Genomic DNA, 15,568 nt, shown 5'->3' on the forward strand with positions numbered 1-15,568 from the left:
GCCCAGCGGCATACCCGGGCAAAGGTGGTGGGACGGGGCTCGCGAGGTCCGTTAGGGTTGAACCACCTCGGCGTGAGCGTGCGCCGACGACCGAAGGACGATGAACGTGGCCCAGAAGGGACCCAGGCGCAGCCGTGTCGACGGCCTGCAGCCGGCGAGGCGAGCCCCCCGGGGGTCAGTCGCGCCCCAGTGAGGCGCAGGGCTGACCCCGCCCCGCCTGCCCGTCCACCCCTCGACCACGGGAGACGGGCCTCCCGCAGACCACACCCGTCGACCCCCGCAAGGACGCATCATGGAAACCGCTGAGATCAGGCGTCGCTGGCTCTCGTACTTCGGCAGCCAAGGCCACACCGTGGTGCCGAGCGCCCCGCTCGTGCACGAGGACCCCAACCTGCTGTTCGTCAACGCCGGCATGGTCCCGTTCAAGCCGTACTTCCTCGGTCAGGAGACCCCGCCGTTCAGCCGCGCCACGAGCGTGCAGAAGTGCGTGCGCACCCTCGACATCGAGGAGGTCGGCAAGACGACCCGCCACGGCACCTTCTTCCAGATGAACGGCAACTTCAGCTTCGGCGACTACTTCAAGGAAGGCGCCATCCAGCTCGCGTGGGAGCTCATCACGCGCAGCCAGTCCGAGGGCGGCCTCGGCTTCGACGAGAAGGACCTCTACGCGTCCGTCTACCACGAGGACGACGAGGCGATCGCGCTGTGGAAGAAGGTCGCCGGGCTGTCCGACGACCGCATCGTGCGCCTGGGCCGCAAGGACAACTACTGGAACATGGGCGTCGCCGGCCCCGGTGGCCCCTGCTCCGAGATCCTCCTCGACCGCGGACCCGAGTTCGGTGCCGACGGCGACTGGGAGGCGGGCGACCGCTACCTCGAGTTCTGGAACCTCGTCTTCATGCAGTACGAGCTCGAGAACGTCCGCTCCAAGGAGGACTTCGACATCGTCGGAGACCTGCCCAAGCGCAACATCGACACCGGCATGGGCCTCGAGCGCGTGGCGTTCCTGCTTCAGGGCGTCGACAACATCTACGAGACCGACGAGGTCTTCCCGGTCATCGCGGCGGCGGAGGACCTCTCGGGCCGTCGCTACGGCTCCGACCACGACGACGACGTCCGCTTCAGAGTCGTGGCCGACCACGTGCGCTCCTCGCTCATGCTCATCGGTGACGGCGTGACCCCCGGCAACGAGGGCCGCGGCTACGTGCTGCGCCGCCTGCTGCGCCGTGCCGTGCGCTCGATGCGGCTGCTCGGCGTCGACGCGCCCACCCTCGAGCAGCTGCTGCCCGTCAGCATGGAGCGGATGAAGGCGTCCTACCCCGAGCTCGAGACCGACTTCCAGCGGATCAGCCAGGTCGCCTATGCCGAGGAGGAGGCCTTCCGGCGCACCCTCAGCTCCGGCACGACGATCCTCGACACCGCGGTGGCGCGGGCCAAGTCCTCCGGTGCGACGACCCTCGGCGGCGCCGAGGCGTTCGCGCTGCACGACACCTACGGCTTCCCGATCGACCTGACGCTCGAGATGGCGGCGGAGCAGGGCCTTCAGGTCGACGAGACCGGCTTCCGCCGGCTCATGGGCGAGCAGCGCGACCGGGCCAAGGCCGACGCGCGCGCCAAGAAGTCGGCGCACGGCGACACGAGCGTCTACCGGCAGCTGTCCGACACGCTCGGGCGCGACGTCGAGTTCACCGGCTACGACCAGACCCTGACCGACACGCGCATCCGAGGCCTGATCCGCGACGGCCTGGTCGTCGACCGAGTCGCTGCGGGGGACGAGGTCGAGATCGTCCTCGACCGCACCCCGCTCTACGCCGAGTCCGGTGGCCAGCAGGCCGACCACGGCCGCATCCGCCTGGCCAACGGCGCCCTCCTCGAGGTCACCGACGTGCAGCGCCCCATCACCGGCCTCGTCGTGCACCGCGCGACGGTGCTCGAGGGTGAGGCCGGCGTCGGCGAGGACGCCGAGGCGGAGGTCGACGTCGTGCGCCGGCGCTCCATCTCGCGCGCGCACACGGCGACCCACATGGTCCACCAGGCCCTCCGGGACGAGCTCGGCGAGACCGCGACGCAGGCGGGCTCGGAGAACTCTCCCGGCCGGCTGCGCTTCGACTTCAAGTCCCTCCAGGCGGTCCCCGCCGCGGCGATGGGCGAGATCGAGGGCCGGATCAACGCCGTGCTCCTCGACGACCTGCCGGTGACCGCGGACATCATGAACATCGACGCGGCCAAGAAGCTCGGCGCCATGGCGCTCTTCGGCGAGAAGTACGGCGAGCGCGTGCGCGTCGTCTCCATCGGCGAGTGGTCGCGCGAGCTCTGCGTCGGCACGCACACCCCGCGCGTCGGCCAGATCGGGGTCGTCAAGCTGCTCGGCGAGAGCTCGATCGGCTCCGGCGTGCGCCGCGTCGAGGCGCTCGTGGGCGCCGACGCCTACACCCACCTCGCGCGCGAGGCCACGATCGTCAGCCAGCTCACCGACACCCTCGGCGTGCGACGTGACGAGCTGCCCGACCGCATCGCGGCGATCCTCGGTCGTCTGCGCGACGCCGAGAAGGAGATCGCCGCCGTCCGCCAGAGCCAGGTGCTCGGTGCGGCGTCGGGTCTCGTGCAGTCGGCCCGCGACATCGGCGGCGTGACCTTCGTGAGCCACGACGCCGGCGACGGCGTCACGGGCGACGACCTGCGCAAGCTCGTCACGGACGTGCGCGGCCGCCTCGGCAACGACCGTCCGGCACTCGTCTCCATGGCGTCGGTGGCGGGCGGACGTCCCGTCGTCATCGTCGCGACCAACGAGCGGGCGCGTGAGGCCGGTCTCAAGGCCGGGGCCTTCGTCAAGCTGGCGGCCCAGGCACTGGGCGGCGGTGGTGGCGGCAAGGACGACCTCGCCCAGGGTGGCGGAACCGACCCGGCGCGGGTCTCGGCGGCGCTCGGTGCCGTCGAGGACCAGCTGCGCAACCGGGGCGCCTGACTTGACCGACCCTCGCTCCCGGACCGGGGCACGCATCGGCGTCGACGTGGGCAACGCCCGCGTCGGCGTCGCCGCGTCGGACGCCTCCGGGGTGTTCGCCCACCCCGTGCGCACCCTGCCCCGGGACGTCGAGGGTGACAGCGACGTCGAGGCGATCGTGTCCCTCGCGCACGAGCTCTCGGCGATCGAGGTCGTCGTGGGACTGCCGCGCCTGCTGTCCGGCGAGGAGGGCGAGGCGGCGCGCATCGCGCGCGACTACGCCGGTCGGCTCGCGGGGCGACTGGGTACGGTAGGGGTGCGGATGGTCGACGAACGCTTGACCACCGTGGACGCGCACCGCAGACTACGCGACAGTGGCGTCCCGGGCCGGGGGCAACGAGCCGTTGTCGACCAGGCCGCTGCAGTACTCATCCTGCAGTCGGCCCTCGACACCGAGTCGCTGTCGGGCCGCCCACCGGGGGAGACCGTCACGCCGGGGGGCAAACGGAAGAAGGAACGTCGTCGATGAAGGACCATCTCGAGTCATCGATCTTCGGTGACCACGAGGACACCGTCGACGGTGTCGACCACCTCGACGGCAGCCACGCCCCCGGCGCCCACCCGGGTGCGACGCCTCCCCTGAGCCGGCGCGAGATGCGCGAGCGGGAGCTCGCGGAGCGCAAGCGTGGCAAGCGCCGCGGGGCCAAGGCCGCGGCCGGTGGCGCGCCGCGCGGCAAGCCGTCGGTCTTCCGCCGCCTCGTCGTCATCGTGCTCGCGCTCGCCGTCATCGGTGGGGGAGTCGCGGTCGCCTACAAGGCCCTGCGCCCCGTCGTCGAGGGCTTCCTCGAGTCCAACGACTACCCGGGCCCCGGCACGGGCGAGGTCCGCGTGACCATCGACCGCGGGTCGGGCGGCACGGCGATCGCCAAGACCCTCGCCGACGAGGACGTCGTCAAGTCGAGCAAGGCCTTCATCGAGGCGGCCAACAACGACCCGAAGAGCGCCGGCATCCAGCCGGGCATCTACACGATGAAGAAGCAGATGAAGGCGGCCGACGCGCTCGCCATCCTCGTCGACCCCAAGAACCGCCTGATCACCCGCGTCGTGATTCCCGAGGGCCTGTGGGCCGACGAGATCTACGCCAAGCTCTCGAAGTCCTCCGGCATCCCCGTGGCCCAGTACGCCGCCGCGGCCAAGCAGGTCGACGAGCTGGGCCTGCCGCCGTCGGCCAAGGGCAACATCGAGGGCTACCTCTTCCCGGCGAGCTACGAGTTCGGGCCCACGGCGACGGCGCTCGACCAGCTGAAGGAGATGGTGGCGGAGTCGACGAAGCGACTCGACGCGCTCGGCATCGCGCCGGACCGGATGGAGCGCGTCGTGACCGTCGCGAGCCTCGTCGAGGGTGAGGCCCAGAACGAGACCGACCGCTCGCGGGTCGCCCGCGTGGTCGAGAACCGTCTCGCCAAGAAGATGTCGCTCGGGTTCGACTCGACGGTCAACTACATCTTCAAGAAGCGCGGCGTGCCCACGCAGCAGATGCTCGAGAGCAACAACCCCTACAACACCCGTCGCTTCCAGGGCCTCCCGCCGGGACCGATCTCCAACCCCGGCGAGAGCGCCCTGCAGGCGGCCGCCAACCCCGTCGCCGGGCCGTGGCTCTACTTCGTCACGGTGAACCTCGACACGGGGGAGACGAAGTTCGCCGCCACCTACGAGGAGCACCAGCGCAACGTGGCGCAGTTCCAGAAGTGGTGCGCCGACAACAAGGGCAAGTGCTGAGCGAGAGGAGCGCGATGCCCCGGCACTGTGCGGTGTGGGGCAGCCCGATCGGGCACTCGCTCTCGCCCGTGCTGCACCGCGCTGCCTACGCGGCCCTCGGGCTGCGCACGTGGACCTACGACCGGCGCGAGGTCGACGTGGCAGCGTTCCCGGACGCCCTCGCCGGGCTCGACGACACCTGGCGCGGACTCTCGCTGACGATGCCCCTCAAGGAGGTGGCGCTCGCGTCGGCGAGCGTCGTCGACGCGACCGCACGCGACACCGGCTCGGCCAACACCCTCGTGGCCACCCCGGCCGGGTGGCACGCCCACAACACCGACATCCACGGCATCGAGGCGGCGCTGCTCGTGGCCGGCTGCTTCGACACGACCCACGCGCTCGTCATCGGCAGCGGGGCCACGGCCCGCTCGGCCGTCGCCGCGCTCGCGGCCTCGGGCACGCGGCGGGTGACCTTCATGGTGCGCGACCGGCCCAGGTCCGAGACGGTCGCGCAGGCCGAGCGGGCCGGGCTCGTCGTGGACGTCGTCGCCCTCGGGGACTGGCCCCTCGCCGACGTCGTCATCAGCACCGTGCCGCCCGACGCGGTGCCCGGCCTCGACGCCTTCCCCGTCACCGACCGCGACGAGAGCCCCCGCACGGTGCTCGACGTCGTCTACGGCCACGGACCCACGCCGCTGCAGCGTCGCGCCCGCGCGTGCGGGTGGACGCTCGCGGCCGGCACCGACATGCTGCTGCACCAGGCCGCGGCCCAGGTGACGCTCATGACCGGCAGGCCGGCCCCCCTCGACGCGATGGCCACGGCGCTCGCCGCCCTCGTCGACCCCGAGTGGGGCACACCGCTCGCGACGTCCTCATGACCTGGGCGACCTTCCCCGCCACGCCGTGGTGGTTCGTCGCGCTGCTCACCGTCGCCGGGGCCGGTGTCGGAGAGGTGCTCCGGCGGCGCCTCGCAAGCGGCGGCTACCGCCTCGACGACGAGACCGGTCCGCACCCCCGGGTGTCGTCGCGCGTCGTCCCCGTCGCGCTGGCCCTGCTCTGGGGACTGCTCGCGTGGCGCTTCGGCCCCCTGTCCGAGTGGGCCCTCAGCCCCGCCTACCTCGCCTTCGCCTTCGTCGCGGTGGCGCTCGCGTGGATCGACGCGGACGTGCACCGGCTGCCCCGGGGACTGACTCGGCCGGCATACCCCCTCCTCGTCGCCCAGCTCGCGCTCGCGTCGCTCGCGTCGGGGGACTGGGAGGCGCTGCGCCGGGCGGCGATCGCCGGCGCCGTGCTGTGGGCCATCTACTTCGTGCTCGCGCTCGTCGCGGCGCTGCTCGGCAGCGGCTTCGGATACGGCGACGTGACGCTCGCGGGGCTCGTCGGGCTGGCCACGGGCTACGTCAGCGTGTCGACGACCCTCGTGGCGTCGTATGCCGCGTTCATCCTCTCCGGGGTCTACGGGCTGGGCCGCCTCGTGCTGCGCCGCGGGTCCCGCAAGGACGACATCGCCTTCGGACCGTGGATGCTGCTCGGCCTGCTCATCTCCCTCGTCGTGCAGGTGCGCCCGCTGTTCTGACCGGTTCGGCGGTTCCGGGTGGCACGGCGGTCCCGCGGAGCGGGCGGCGCGCAGGCGGCGCGCGGGCCCGTGGGAGGATCGGGGCATGTTGCGTTGGTTGACGGCCGGTGAGTCGCACGGGCCCGCACTCGTCGCCATGATCGAGGGTCTTCCCGCGGGGGTCGAGGTCGGCGCGAAGGACCTGCAGGCCGCCCTCTCGCGTCGGCGCCTCGGCTACGGGCGCGGTGCGCGGATGAAGTTCGAGCAGGACGAGGTCGAGTTCCTCGGCGGCCTGCGCCACGGGCGCACGCTGGGCTCGCCCATCGCCGTGCGCATCGGCAACAGCGAGTGGCCGAAGTGGACGACCGTGATGAGCCCCGAGGCCGTCAGCGACGAGGCGTATGCCGCGTCAGACGACGTCAACGCGGAGAAGGAGGTCGCGCGAAACAAGCCGCTGACCCGCCCGCGCCCCGGCCACGCCGACCTCGTCGGCATGCAGAAGTACGGTCACGAGGACGCCCGCCCGGTGCTCGAGCGCGCCTCGGCCCGCGAGACCGCGGCGCGCGTCGCCCTCGGTGAGATCGCGGCCCGCTTCCTGGAGCAGGCCTACGGCATCCGCCTCGTCTCGCACACGGTCTCGATCGGCACGGCCGGCGTGCCCGCCGGCGCCGCGCTTCCCACGCCCGACGACGTCGAGCGTCTCGACGCCGACCCGGTGCGCGCCTTCGACCCCGAGGGGTCGGCCGCCATGGTCGCCGAGGTCGACGCGGCCAAGAAGGACGGCGACACCCTCGGCGGGGTCGTCGAGGTCCTCGCCTACGGAGTGCCGCCGGGCCTGGGCTCGCACGTCCACTGGGACCGCAAGCTCGACGGCCAGCTCGCGCAGGCGCTCATGAGCATCCAGGCGATCAAGGGCGTCGAGGTCGGCGACGGCTTCGAGACCGCCCGCCGCCGGGGCTCCGAGGCGCACGACGAGATGGAGATGACCGACGGCGTCATCACCCGCCGCACCGGCCGCGCCGGCGGCACTGAGGGCGGCATGTCGACCGGTCAGGTGCTGCGCGTCCGCGCCGCGATGAAGCCGATCAGCACCGTGCCGCGGGCCCTCTCGACGGTCGACGTCGCGACGGGCGAGGCCGCGACCGCCATCCACCAGCGCTCCGACGTGTGCGCGGTGCCGGCTGCCGGCGTCGTCGCCGAGGCGATGGTCGCGCTCGTCCTCGCCGCGTCCTGTCTGGAGAAGTTCGGCGGCGACTCGGTCACGGAGACCGCACGCAACCACACGGCATACCTCGACGGCATCCGGAAGGGGCTGCGCACGTGGTGAACGAGTCGAGCACGCGACCGGTGGCGGTCGTCGTCGGTCCGCCCGGTGCGGGCAAGACCACCGTCGGCCAGGAGCTCGCGACGCGGCTCGGCGTGGCGTTCCACGACGTCGACGCCGCGATCGAGGCGGCCCAGGGCCGCTCGATCTCGGACATCTTCGTCGACGACGGCGAGTCGGTCTTCCGCGACCTCGAGCGGGCCGAGGTCGCCCGCGCGCTCGCCGAGGAGTCGGGCGTCGTCTCGCTCGGCGGGGGAGCGGTCATGGACCCGCTCACCGAGGACGCGCTCGCCGGCCACGCGGTCGTCTTCCTGGACGTGGCCATCGCCGACGCGAGCAAGCGCATCGGCTTCGACCGCTCCCGCCCCCTGCTGTCGGTGAACCCGCGCGCGTCGTGGGTGCGCATGATGAACGACCGTCGCCCCACCTACGAACGCGTGGCCACGGTGCGCGTCGACACCGGGGGCCGCACGCCGGCCGAGGTCGTGGACGTCGTCGTCGCCGAGCTCGGGGCGAGCCGGGCGTGAGCGGGGTCGACAGTCCCACGACCGTCGCGGTCGGCGACGACTACGACGTCGTCATCGGGTCGGGTGTGCTCGACCGCGTCGGGGACCTGCTCGGTCCCGACGTCGAGCGCGTGCTCGTCGTGCACCCGCCGACGCTGCCCGAGCTGACCACGCGCGTGACCGCGGCCCTCGAGCAGAAGGGGTATGCCGTCCACGTCGCCCAGGTGCCCGACGCCGAGGCGGCCAAGACGGCCGAGGTCGCAGCCGCGCTGTGGGCGCAGCTCGGCGTCGCCGGCTTCACCCGGACCGACGCCGTCGTGGGGGTGGGCGGCGGCACCGTCACCGACCTCGCCGGCTTCGTCGCCGCGTCGTGGCTGCGCGGTGTGCGCGTCGTCCAGGTGCCGACGACGCTCCTCGGCATGGTCGACGCGGCCGTGGGCGGCAAGACCGGCATCAACACCGCGGAGGGCAAGAACCTCGTCGGCGCCTTCCACCCGCCTGCGGGTGTGCTCTGCGACGTCGACGTGCTCGCGACCCTGCCGGAGGCGGACCTCGTCGCCGGGCTCGCCGAGGTCGTCAAGTGCGGCTTCATCGCCGATCCCGTGATCCTCGACCTGGTGGAGTCTTCGGTCGCGGCGGACCCGACCGTTGCGCGCAGCGCGGCGAACCCGCACCTGCGCGAGCTCATCGAGCGGGCCGTGCGGGTCAAGGCCGACGTCGTCGCCGCCGACCTGCGCGAGAGCTCGCTGCGCGAGATCCTCAACTACGGCCACACGTTCGGCCACGCCATCGAGCAGGTCGAGCACTACAGCTGGCGCCACGGCGAGGCCGTCGGCGTCGGGATGGTCTACGTCGCCGAGCTCGCGCGCCTCACCGGCCACCTGAACGGCCCCGAGGGCGACGCACTCGTCGCGCGGCACCGCTCGGTGCTCGAGTCGCTCGGCCTGCCGACGACGTATGCCGCCGGCCGCTGGGACGAGCTGCTCACGGCGATGCGGCGCGACAAGAAGTCGCGCGGCTCGACGCTGCGCTTCGTCGTGCTCGACGGCCTCGCCCGGCCCACCCGCCTCGCCGGCCCGGACGACACGCTGCTCCAGGCGGCCTACGGCCTCGTGTCGCGTCGCTCCGACACGGCGGCTCACTAGACTCGCCGCCATGACGGCACCCACGGTCTTCGTCCTGTCGGGCCCCAACCTGGGCCGTCTCGGCACCCGCGAGCCGGAGGTCTACGGCTCGGACACGCTCGACGACGTCCACGCCGCCGTGCAGCGCGAGGCCCGCGACCTCGGTCTCGTCGCCGACTGCCGCCAGACCAACCACGAGGGCGAGCTCATCGACTGGCTGCACGAGGCCGTCGACGTCGGCGCCGACGTCGTGCTCAACCCGGGGGCCTTCACGCACTACTCGTATGCCGTCCGCGACGCGTGCGCGATCGTGACGACGAGCGGTCGCAGCCTCGTCGAGGTGCACCTGTCGAACCCCGCTGCCCGCGAGGAGTTCCGGCACACCTCGGTGGTCGCCGGTGTCGCGACGGGCACCATCGCCGGGTTCGGCCTGCAGTCCTACCTGCTCGCGCTGCGCGCTCTCGTCTGACGCCTCGCGGCCGACCAGGTCGTAAGGTCCAGACATGCCCACGCGACGCCGCGGACCCGTCACTGCGACCGAGCTGATGCAGGAGCTCGAGGATCGGTATCGCAACGATCCGGAGTACCGAGCGAGCTGTGACCGCCAAGAGGCGGAACACAGAGCCCGCCGCGCCGAACTGGAGCGCGCAGAGCGGCCGCTGGTCGAAGACTTCGGGCCGCCGGGACTCCGGTGGGCTCGGCCTGGGAGCTTTACGAGCACCCCGAACTCGGTGAGACGGCATACCCGCTGCTGGTGAAACACCTCCGACTCGACTATCCCGATCGAATCTTGAACGGCATCGCACGGGGGTTCACCAAGGAGGTCGCGCGCAAGCACTGGCCGGAGCTACTCAGCATCTACCTAGCGGACGACCGCCCAGAATCCCGCGATGGCCTCGCGACAACACTGAGTGCGTGCGCACTGCGCGCCCACTATGACGACCTCCTGTCGATTCTGGACAACGAAGATCTTGGCGAAACGCGTATCTACTTCCTCAGGCCGGTCAACCGCATCGGAAATCGGATGGCCCCGGGAGCGGGACGCGAGGTCATCGAGCGGTTCCGAGGTGACCCCGTGCTCGGGGTCGAGGCCGACGCGATTTTGCGTGGACGCGGTCGGAACGACTGACCTGATCCGCACGCTCATGACTGAGCCGCACAGGGACGGCAACCGTCTGGCCCGCCACGACTCCGCATGGCAGGCGCTGCTGAATCACCTCACGCCGGCCGCGTGGCCGACACCTCGACCGTCACCACGGACTGGCTGCCAGCCGGCACCTTGTCCGTGGGCGTAACCAGGCGCGCCACCACATCAGCGGTGGTGTCCGCATACAGATCCGGGGCCGGGGCCGGGGAACCACCGGCTCGCCACGCGCCGAGAGATGCCGCCCCGTTATCGAGCAGCCGCCACCGCGAGCCCAGGCGCGCATGGAAGTCCTTCTTGACCTCGAGGGGCGTCTGCGCGGTCGCGTACACGAGGGTGACCGACGAACTGGTGCGGATCACGCTGTTACCACCACCCTTCACGCTCGTCCGCGACAACTCGGTCGCCCCCGGAGGCACGGTCATGACGTCCAGCTTGGCGAGCCGGTCGGTGACCTTCTGGTCGGCCGCGTCCGTGCCGCACGCGGCCATCCCGGCCGCCAGAACGGCCGCGGCGACTACGACCGCGAAGGGCCTGCCACGTCGGCGCGTCACGCCCCGCAGCCTGCCTGCCGAGCCCATGCGGCTAGGCGTAGGAGACTGGCCCGGTCCCCTACGCCTACCGAGGTTCCTGATGAACTGGCAGACGGACAGGGCAGCAGCAGCGATCGTGACCGCGGCCGTTGCACTCCGCCGTCGCAAGAGTCGTCGCCACCGATGAGCCTGCACGCCCTCTCCGCCCATAGGTCGGAGTGTGCCAACGAGCGCCAGCCGCCGCACTCAAAAACGAGGGACCGCGCGCGGGACCTGATGTTCACGCTCATGCCGCTCCACGCGTCATCAGCGAGGCACGAGGGGGCTGTGCGAAACTCGCTCATGGCCGCCATCGAACACCGAATCGCGCCCCTCATTCACCCAGTGCGTCGCGTCGGCGTCGTAGTCAGCGGATCCATCGGCGCTGGAGGGCGGGATCGTGACGAAGAGTCCCCGAGACGTACGAGTGCGCAGGATCTACGAACCGGCGGAGGAGCAAGACGGAAAGCGCGTCCTGGTGGACCGCCTGTGGCCACGCGGAGTGAAGAAGGTCGACGCCCATCTCGACGAGTGGTCCAAGGACGTGGCGCCCTCCACCGAACTGCGCGAGTGGTACGGACACGAGCCGGCGAAGTTCGAGGAGTTCAGCCAGCGTTATCTTGCCGAGCTCAATGACCCGGCGCGCGCCCGGGCTTTGGATCACCTTCGGGAGCTGGCGAGCGGTCAGCGGTTGACCCTGTTGACGGCAACCAAGAATGCCGACATCAGCGAAGCGGCAGTCCTCGCCGCCATCCTTCGTGAATGAGCCCGGCCGGTGCGGACTCCAGTCAAGGAAATCACAGCGACTTGCCACGCCCTCGGTGCCGGCGATGGGAAAGACCGCTCATGCCGCGCGGAGCACGTGGTGTCCGGGCGTCTGAGCAGGCAGACATTCGCCGTCCTGTGCGAGCCTGCTTGTCATGGGTGAGGATGAGCAGCTCGTCGTCAGCGCCATGGCGATCAATGTGACGGTCCCCGAGGCGCTGCGGTGGAACGACACCCGCCGCGGTCAGGTCTTCCGGCTCGACACGCTCAACGTGCGGATGCTGCCCGACGGCCGTCTCGCGGCCAAGGCGTACGGCCGACCCGTCGAGGGCGGCCGGGGAGCCTACGTCTCGTTCACCGTGCCGGACCGTCCCGAGCTCGTGACGCTCATCGCGGCGGCCGCGGACCGCGCCGCCGAGCGATGGGCGGGCCACCGGGGTCTGCAGTGACCGGTGCCGGTCAGGCGGCGCCGAGCGCCTCGGGCAGGGGTTGGGCGTGCACGATCGTCAGCTCCGACACGGCGCGGGTGAGCACGACGTAGAGCCGGCGCAGGCCGGTGCGCTCGTCGGGCTCGGCTGCCGCGATGGCAGCCGGCTCGAGCACCACGGTGCGGTCGAACTCGAGCCCCTTGGCGACGCTGGCGGGCACGACCTCGACCTGGTGGTCCTCGTCGTCGCCGTGGTCGCGGTCGAGTCGTCCGTGGGGGATACCGCTCGACGCGAGCGCAGAGGACACGCGCTCGACGTCGGCGTCAGGCACGATGACGCCGACCGACCCCGCGGCGCTCGCGGCGCGCTCGACCGCGTGCACGACCTCGGCGTCGAGGCCGGCCGCCGCTGCGGGTCGGATCTCGAGCCGGCCCGGGTTGTCGCGCACCGACACGGGTGCGCCGAGCCCGGGAGCCATGACGGGCAGCAGACGGGCGGCGTACTCGATGACGACGGCCGGCACGCGGAAGCCGCGGTCGAGCACGACGAGGTCGTGGTCATCCTTGCCGAGGTGGCGCATCGCCTCCTCCCACGAGGCCGTCGCCCACGGCGTCGTGCCCTGGGCGATGTCGCCGAGCACGGTGACCGAGCCGGTCGAGGCCCGTCGCCCGACGGCGCGCAGCTGCATGGGGGAGAGGTCCTGGGCCTCGTCGAGCACGACGTGCCCGAGGCTCGGCACCCGCCGCAGCAGGTCGTCGACCTCGTCGAGCAGGGCCATGTCGGCGCGTGACCAGCGGGCGGCGCCCTTCGTGCGGGCCGGCTTGTCCCACAGGAGCATCCGCTGCTCGTCGTCGGTGAGGTCGTCACCGGCCGCGGCGCGCAGCGCATCCGGGTCGGACCAGAGCCGGTGCAGCACGCCCTGCGGGTCGAGCGGGGGCCACACCGACGAGACGTACTTCTTGACAGCCGCGGACTTCGCCACGGCGTCCTGCACCCGGTCGTCGGGTGCGTCGCCGGCCCGCTCCATCTCGAGGAGCACGTGGTGGGCGAGCCGCTGGGGGAGCAGGTCGCGCGCGGCCGAGTAGCGCACGCCCCGCGCGGCGAGCTCGTCGACGATTCCCGCGACCTCGTATGCCGGCACGCGCCACTTGCGCACGCCGCGCGGCACCACGAGCGCCTCCGTGGGACGCACGAGGCTCGACCACACGGCCCGGCGCAGCACCGACGCGAGCCGGGCGTCGCCCTTGAGCGTCGCGACGTCGGCCGGCTCGTCGGCCCGCACCGTGCCGTGCTCGAGGAGGGTCTCGATCGTCGCGTGGCCGACGCGCACCTCGCCGAGGGAGGGCAGCACGGCGCCGATGTGGTCGAGGAACGCCCGGTTGGGCCCGACGACGAGTACCCCGGAGCGGTCGAGGCGCTCGCGGAAGGAGTAGAGCAACCACGCCGCGCGGTGCAGCCCGACCGCGGTCTTGCCGGTGCCCGGCGCCCCCTGCACGCAGACGCTGACCGTGACGTCGCTCCGGACGATCTCGTCCTGCTCCGGCTGGATCGTCGAGACGATGTCGCGCATCGGGCCGGTGCGGGGGCGCTCGATCTCGGCGGCGAGGATCGAGCCGGCCGAGTCGGCCGACGCCGGCTCGCGCAGGTGCTCGTCCTCGAGCGCGGTGAGGCGCCCGCGGTCGACGCCGAACCGCCGCCGCAGCACGACGTCCATGGGCTCGAGCGGCGACGCACGGTAGAAGGCGGTCGAGATCGGGGCGCGCCAGTCGACGACGACGGGGTCGCCGGCCTCGTCGGACACGTGTCGGCGACCGATGTGGAACTGCTCGGGCGGACCGTCCGGCGGGTCGACGTCGATGCGACCGAAGAAGAGGGTGGTGCGCGGGTCGTCCTGCAGCGAGGCGATGCGCCGGGCCAGCACCCAGCCGAGCACCTCGCCCGAGATGGCGTCGCTCGCCTTCGACGCGTCGAGCGACTCGGCCAGCTCGCGCATCCGGGTCAGCTGCGCCCTCGCGGCGTCGAGGTAGGCCTGCTCCCTCGCGAGCTCACCGCTCAGCGCGTCCGTGGTGTCCCTGGTCTCCGGGGTCTCCGTGCTCGGCTCGGCGCTCGGGGACGGGGGCATGACGAAGCCGCCTTTCGTGGGCCGGGGGTGCGAGGGGGAGGAGCGAGCCTACACCCCGGCAGGCTGCGGCGGCCGTGACGATTCCGCGATCGGGCGGACCCCCGGCTAGACTCGTGCGGCAACTCCCCAAGTCAAAGAACGTCCGGGGCTCCGGCGTGCCCAGCGGCACCCGACCGGGCCGGCCGGCATACGAAAGTGGTTTGTGACGATGGCTTCGACCAACGACCTGAAGAACGGCATGGTGCTCAACCTCGAGGGACAGCTCTGGTCCGTCGTCGAGTTCCAGCACGTGAAGCCCGGCAAGGGGCCGGCCTTCGTGCGCACCAAGCTCAAGGCCGTCCTCTCCGGCAAGGTCGTCGACAAGACGTTCAACGCGGGCACCAAGGTCGAGACGAGCAACGTCGACAAGCGGACGATGCAGTACCTCTACAAGGACGGCACCGACTTCGTCTTCATGGACACCGACACCTACGACCAGATCAACGTGTCGGAGACGGTCGTCGGCGACGCCGCGAACTACCTCCTCGAGAACCAGAACGCCATCGTCGCCACGCACGACGGCGCCCCGCTCTATGTCGAGCTCCCCGCCTCGGTCGTCCTCGAGATCACGCACACCGAGCCCGGGCTGCAGGGCGACCGCTCGACCGGTGGCACCAAGCCCGCGACCCTCGAGACCGGCGCCCAGATCAACGTGCCGCTCTTCCTCGAGACCGGCACGCGCGTCAAGGTCGACACCCGCGACGGGTCGTACCTCGGCCGCGTCAACGACTGATCGGACGCGAACTCCCTTGGCAGCACGCAGCAAGGCCCGCACGCGGGCCCTCGACATCCTCTTCGAGGCGGACCAGCGCGGTCTCAACGCCGAGACGCTCCTCGACGAGCGCCTCGGCGACCGCGAGTCGCGGGCGGCCAACAACCCCTACACGGCAGAGCTCGTGCGCGGCGTGGTGGCCAGGTGGAACGACATCAACGCGGCCCTGACCGACTACAGCCAGGGCTGGACGCTCGAGCGGATGCCCGCCGTCGACCGCGCGATCCTGCGCCTCGGCGCGTGGGAGGTCCTCTGGAACGACGAGATCCCCGACGCCGTGGCGATCTCCGAGGCCGTGACGCTCGCGACCGAGCTGTCGACCGACGAGTCGCCGGCGTTCGTCAACGGCCTGCTCGGCCGGCTGGCCGAGGTCAAGGCCACCATCGTCTGACGACTCCGCAGCACACGCACGAAGCCACCCGAATGCGGGTGGCTTCATGCGTTCCGGCGGCGCGGCGTGCCGAGGACTGGACCGGTGTCGGGGCGAGTCCGGCGCCGCGTTAGACTCCACCGCG

At 71.8% G+C, this 15,568-nt stretch carries 16 protein-coding genes; 14 read left to right on the plus strand and 2 right to left on the minus strand.

Going from position 1 to position 15,568, the window contains the following annotated elements; genetic code table 11:
* The first annotated feature begins 292 nt into the window (after window positions 1-292).
* From alaS to U5C87_RS13395, 10 genes are all read left to right on the plus strand, one after another.
* Window positions 293-2,965, plus strand: coding sequence for an alanine--tRNA ligase (alaS, locus tag U5C87_RS13350; protein ID WP_330473045.1), 2,673 nt, complete (start codon window positions 293-295; stop codon window positions 2,963-2,965).
* 1 nt (window position 2,966) lies between these two features.
* Entirely contained in the window at window positions 2,967-3,473 is a 507-nt protein-coding gene (ruvX, locus tag U5C87_RS13355; protein ID WP_330473046.1) for a Holliday junction resolvase RuvX, read from the plus strand.
* Window positions 3,470-4,723, plus strand: a complete 1,254-nt coding sequence (mltG, locus tag U5C87_RS13360) for an endolytic transglycosylase MltG (RefSeq protein WP_330473047.1) — start codon at window positions 3,470-3,472, stop codon at window positions 4,721-4,723. Before ruvX ends, mltG begins: the two co-directional genes overlap by 4 nt.
* A gap of 14 nt (window positions 4,724-4,737) precedes the next feature.
* Entirely contained in the window at window positions 4,738-5,580 is an 843-nt protein-coding gene (locus U5C87_RS13365) for a shikimate dehydrogenase (RefSeq protein ID WP_330473048.1), read from the plus strand.
* Window positions 5,577-6,278 carry an A24 family peptidase gene (locus U5C87_RS13370; RefSeq protein ID WP_330473049.1) on the plus strand — a complete coding sequence of 234 codons (702 nt, stop codon included), beginning with the start codon at window positions 5,577-5,579 and terminating at the stop codon, window positions 6,276-6,278. Before U5C87_RS13365 ends, U5C87_RS13370 begins: the two co-directional genes overlap by 4 nt.
* 85 nt (window positions 6,279-6,363) lie before the next feature.
* Window positions 6,364-7,584, plus strand: a complete 1,221-nt coding sequence (gene aroC, locus U5C87_RS13375) for a chorismate synthase (RefSeq protein ID WP_330473050.1) — start codon at window positions 6,364-6,366, stop codon at window positions 7,582-7,584.
* Window positions 7,578-8,108 carry a shikimate kinase gene (locus U5C87_RS13380; protein WP_330473051.1) on the plus strand — a complete coding sequence of 177 codons (531 nt, stop codon included), beginning with the start codon at window positions 7,578-7,580 and terminating at the stop codon, window positions 8,106-8,108. The genes aroC and U5C87_RS13380 overlap by 7 nt, the downstream gene beginning before the upstream one ends.
* A complete protein-coding gene (gene aroB / locus U5C87_RS13385; RefSeq protein WP_330473052.1) occupies window positions 8,105-9,232 on the plus strand; it encodes a 3-dehydroquinate synthase in 1,128 nt (375 codons plus the stop codon). Before U5C87_RS13380 ends, aroB begins: the two co-directional genes overlap by 4 nt.
* Window positions 9,233-9,242: 10 nt before the next feature.
* Window positions 9,243-9,680 carry a type II 3-dehydroquinate dehydratase gene (gene aroQ / locus U5C87_RS13390; protein ID WP_030201799.1) on the plus strand — a complete coding sequence of 146 codons (438 nt, stop codon included), beginning with the start codon at window positions 9,243-9,245 and terminating at the stop codon, window positions 9,678-9,680.
* Between the two features lie 222 nt (window positions 9,681-9,902).
* A complete protein-coding gene (locus U5C87_RS13395; protein WP_330473053.1) occupies window positions 9,903-10,340 on the plus strand; it encodes a hypothetical protein in 438 nt (145 codons plus the stop codon).
* A gap of 89 nt (window positions 10,341-10,429) precedes the next feature.
* On the opposite strand, the gene U5C87_RS13400 is transcribed toward U5C87_RS13395, so the two are convergent.
* On the minus strand, window positions 10,430-10,909 hold the full coding sequence (locus U5C87_RS13400) for a hypothetical protein (RefSeq protein WP_330473054.1): 480 nt from the start codon (window positions 10,907-10,909) through the stop codon (window positions 10,430-10,432).
* Window positions 10,910-11,354: 445 nt separating this feature from the next.
* Here U5C87_RS13400 and U5C87_RS13405 point away from each other — a divergent pair, with 445 nt between their 5' ends.
* Together U5C87_RS13405 and U5C87_RS13410 are read left to right on the plus strand one after the other, a co-directional pair.
* Window positions 11,355-11,693 carry a DUF488 domain-containing protein gene (locus tag U5C87_RS13405; RefSeq protein WP_330473055.1) on the plus strand — a complete coding sequence of 113 codons (339 nt, stop codon included), beginning with the start codon at window positions 11,355-11,357 and terminating at the stop codon, window positions 11,691-11,693.
* A 154-nt stretch (window positions 11,694-11,847) separates the two neighbouring features.
* Window positions 11,848-12,141, plus strand: coding sequence for a hypothetical protein (locus tag U5C87_RS13410; RefSeq protein WP_330473056.1), 294 nt, complete (start codon window positions 11,848-11,850; stop codon window positions 12,139-12,141).
* 10 nt (window positions 12,142-12,151) lie between these two features.
* Here U5C87_RS13410 and U5C87_RS13415 read toward each other — a convergent pair whose 3' ends face one another.
* Window positions 12,152-14,242 carry a HelD family protein gene (locus U5C87_RS13415; RefSeq protein ID WP_330473057.1) on the minus strand — a complete coding sequence of 697 codons (2,091 nt, stop codon included), beginning with the start codon at window positions 14,240-14,242 and terminating at the stop codon, window positions 12,152-12,154.
* A gap of 208 nt (window positions 14,243-14,450) precedes the next feature.
* On the opposite strand from U5C87_RS13415, the gene efp reads away from it, so the two are divergent.
* Window positions 14,451-15,014: an elongation factor P gene (gene efp, locus U5C87_RS13420; RefSeq protein ID WP_330473058.1), complete on the plus strand. Its 564-nt coding sequence runs from the start codon at window positions 14,451-14,453 to the stop codon at window positions 15,012-15,014.
* A 16-nt stretch (window positions 15,015-15,030) separates the two neighbouring features.
* Entirely contained in the window at window positions 15,031-15,444 is a 414-nt protein-coding gene (gene nusB, locus U5C87_RS13425) for a transcription antitermination factor NusB (RefSeq protein WP_030201845.1), read from the plus strand.
* The last annotated feature ends 124 nt before the right edge of the window (window positions 15,445-15,568 follow it).

This window comes from Terrabacter sp. C0L_2 (genome assembly GCF_036352015.1).
GTDB classification, from domain to species: domain Bacteria; phylum Actinomycetota; class Actinomycetes; order Actinomycetales; family Dermatophilaceae; genus Terrabacter; species Terrabacter tumescens.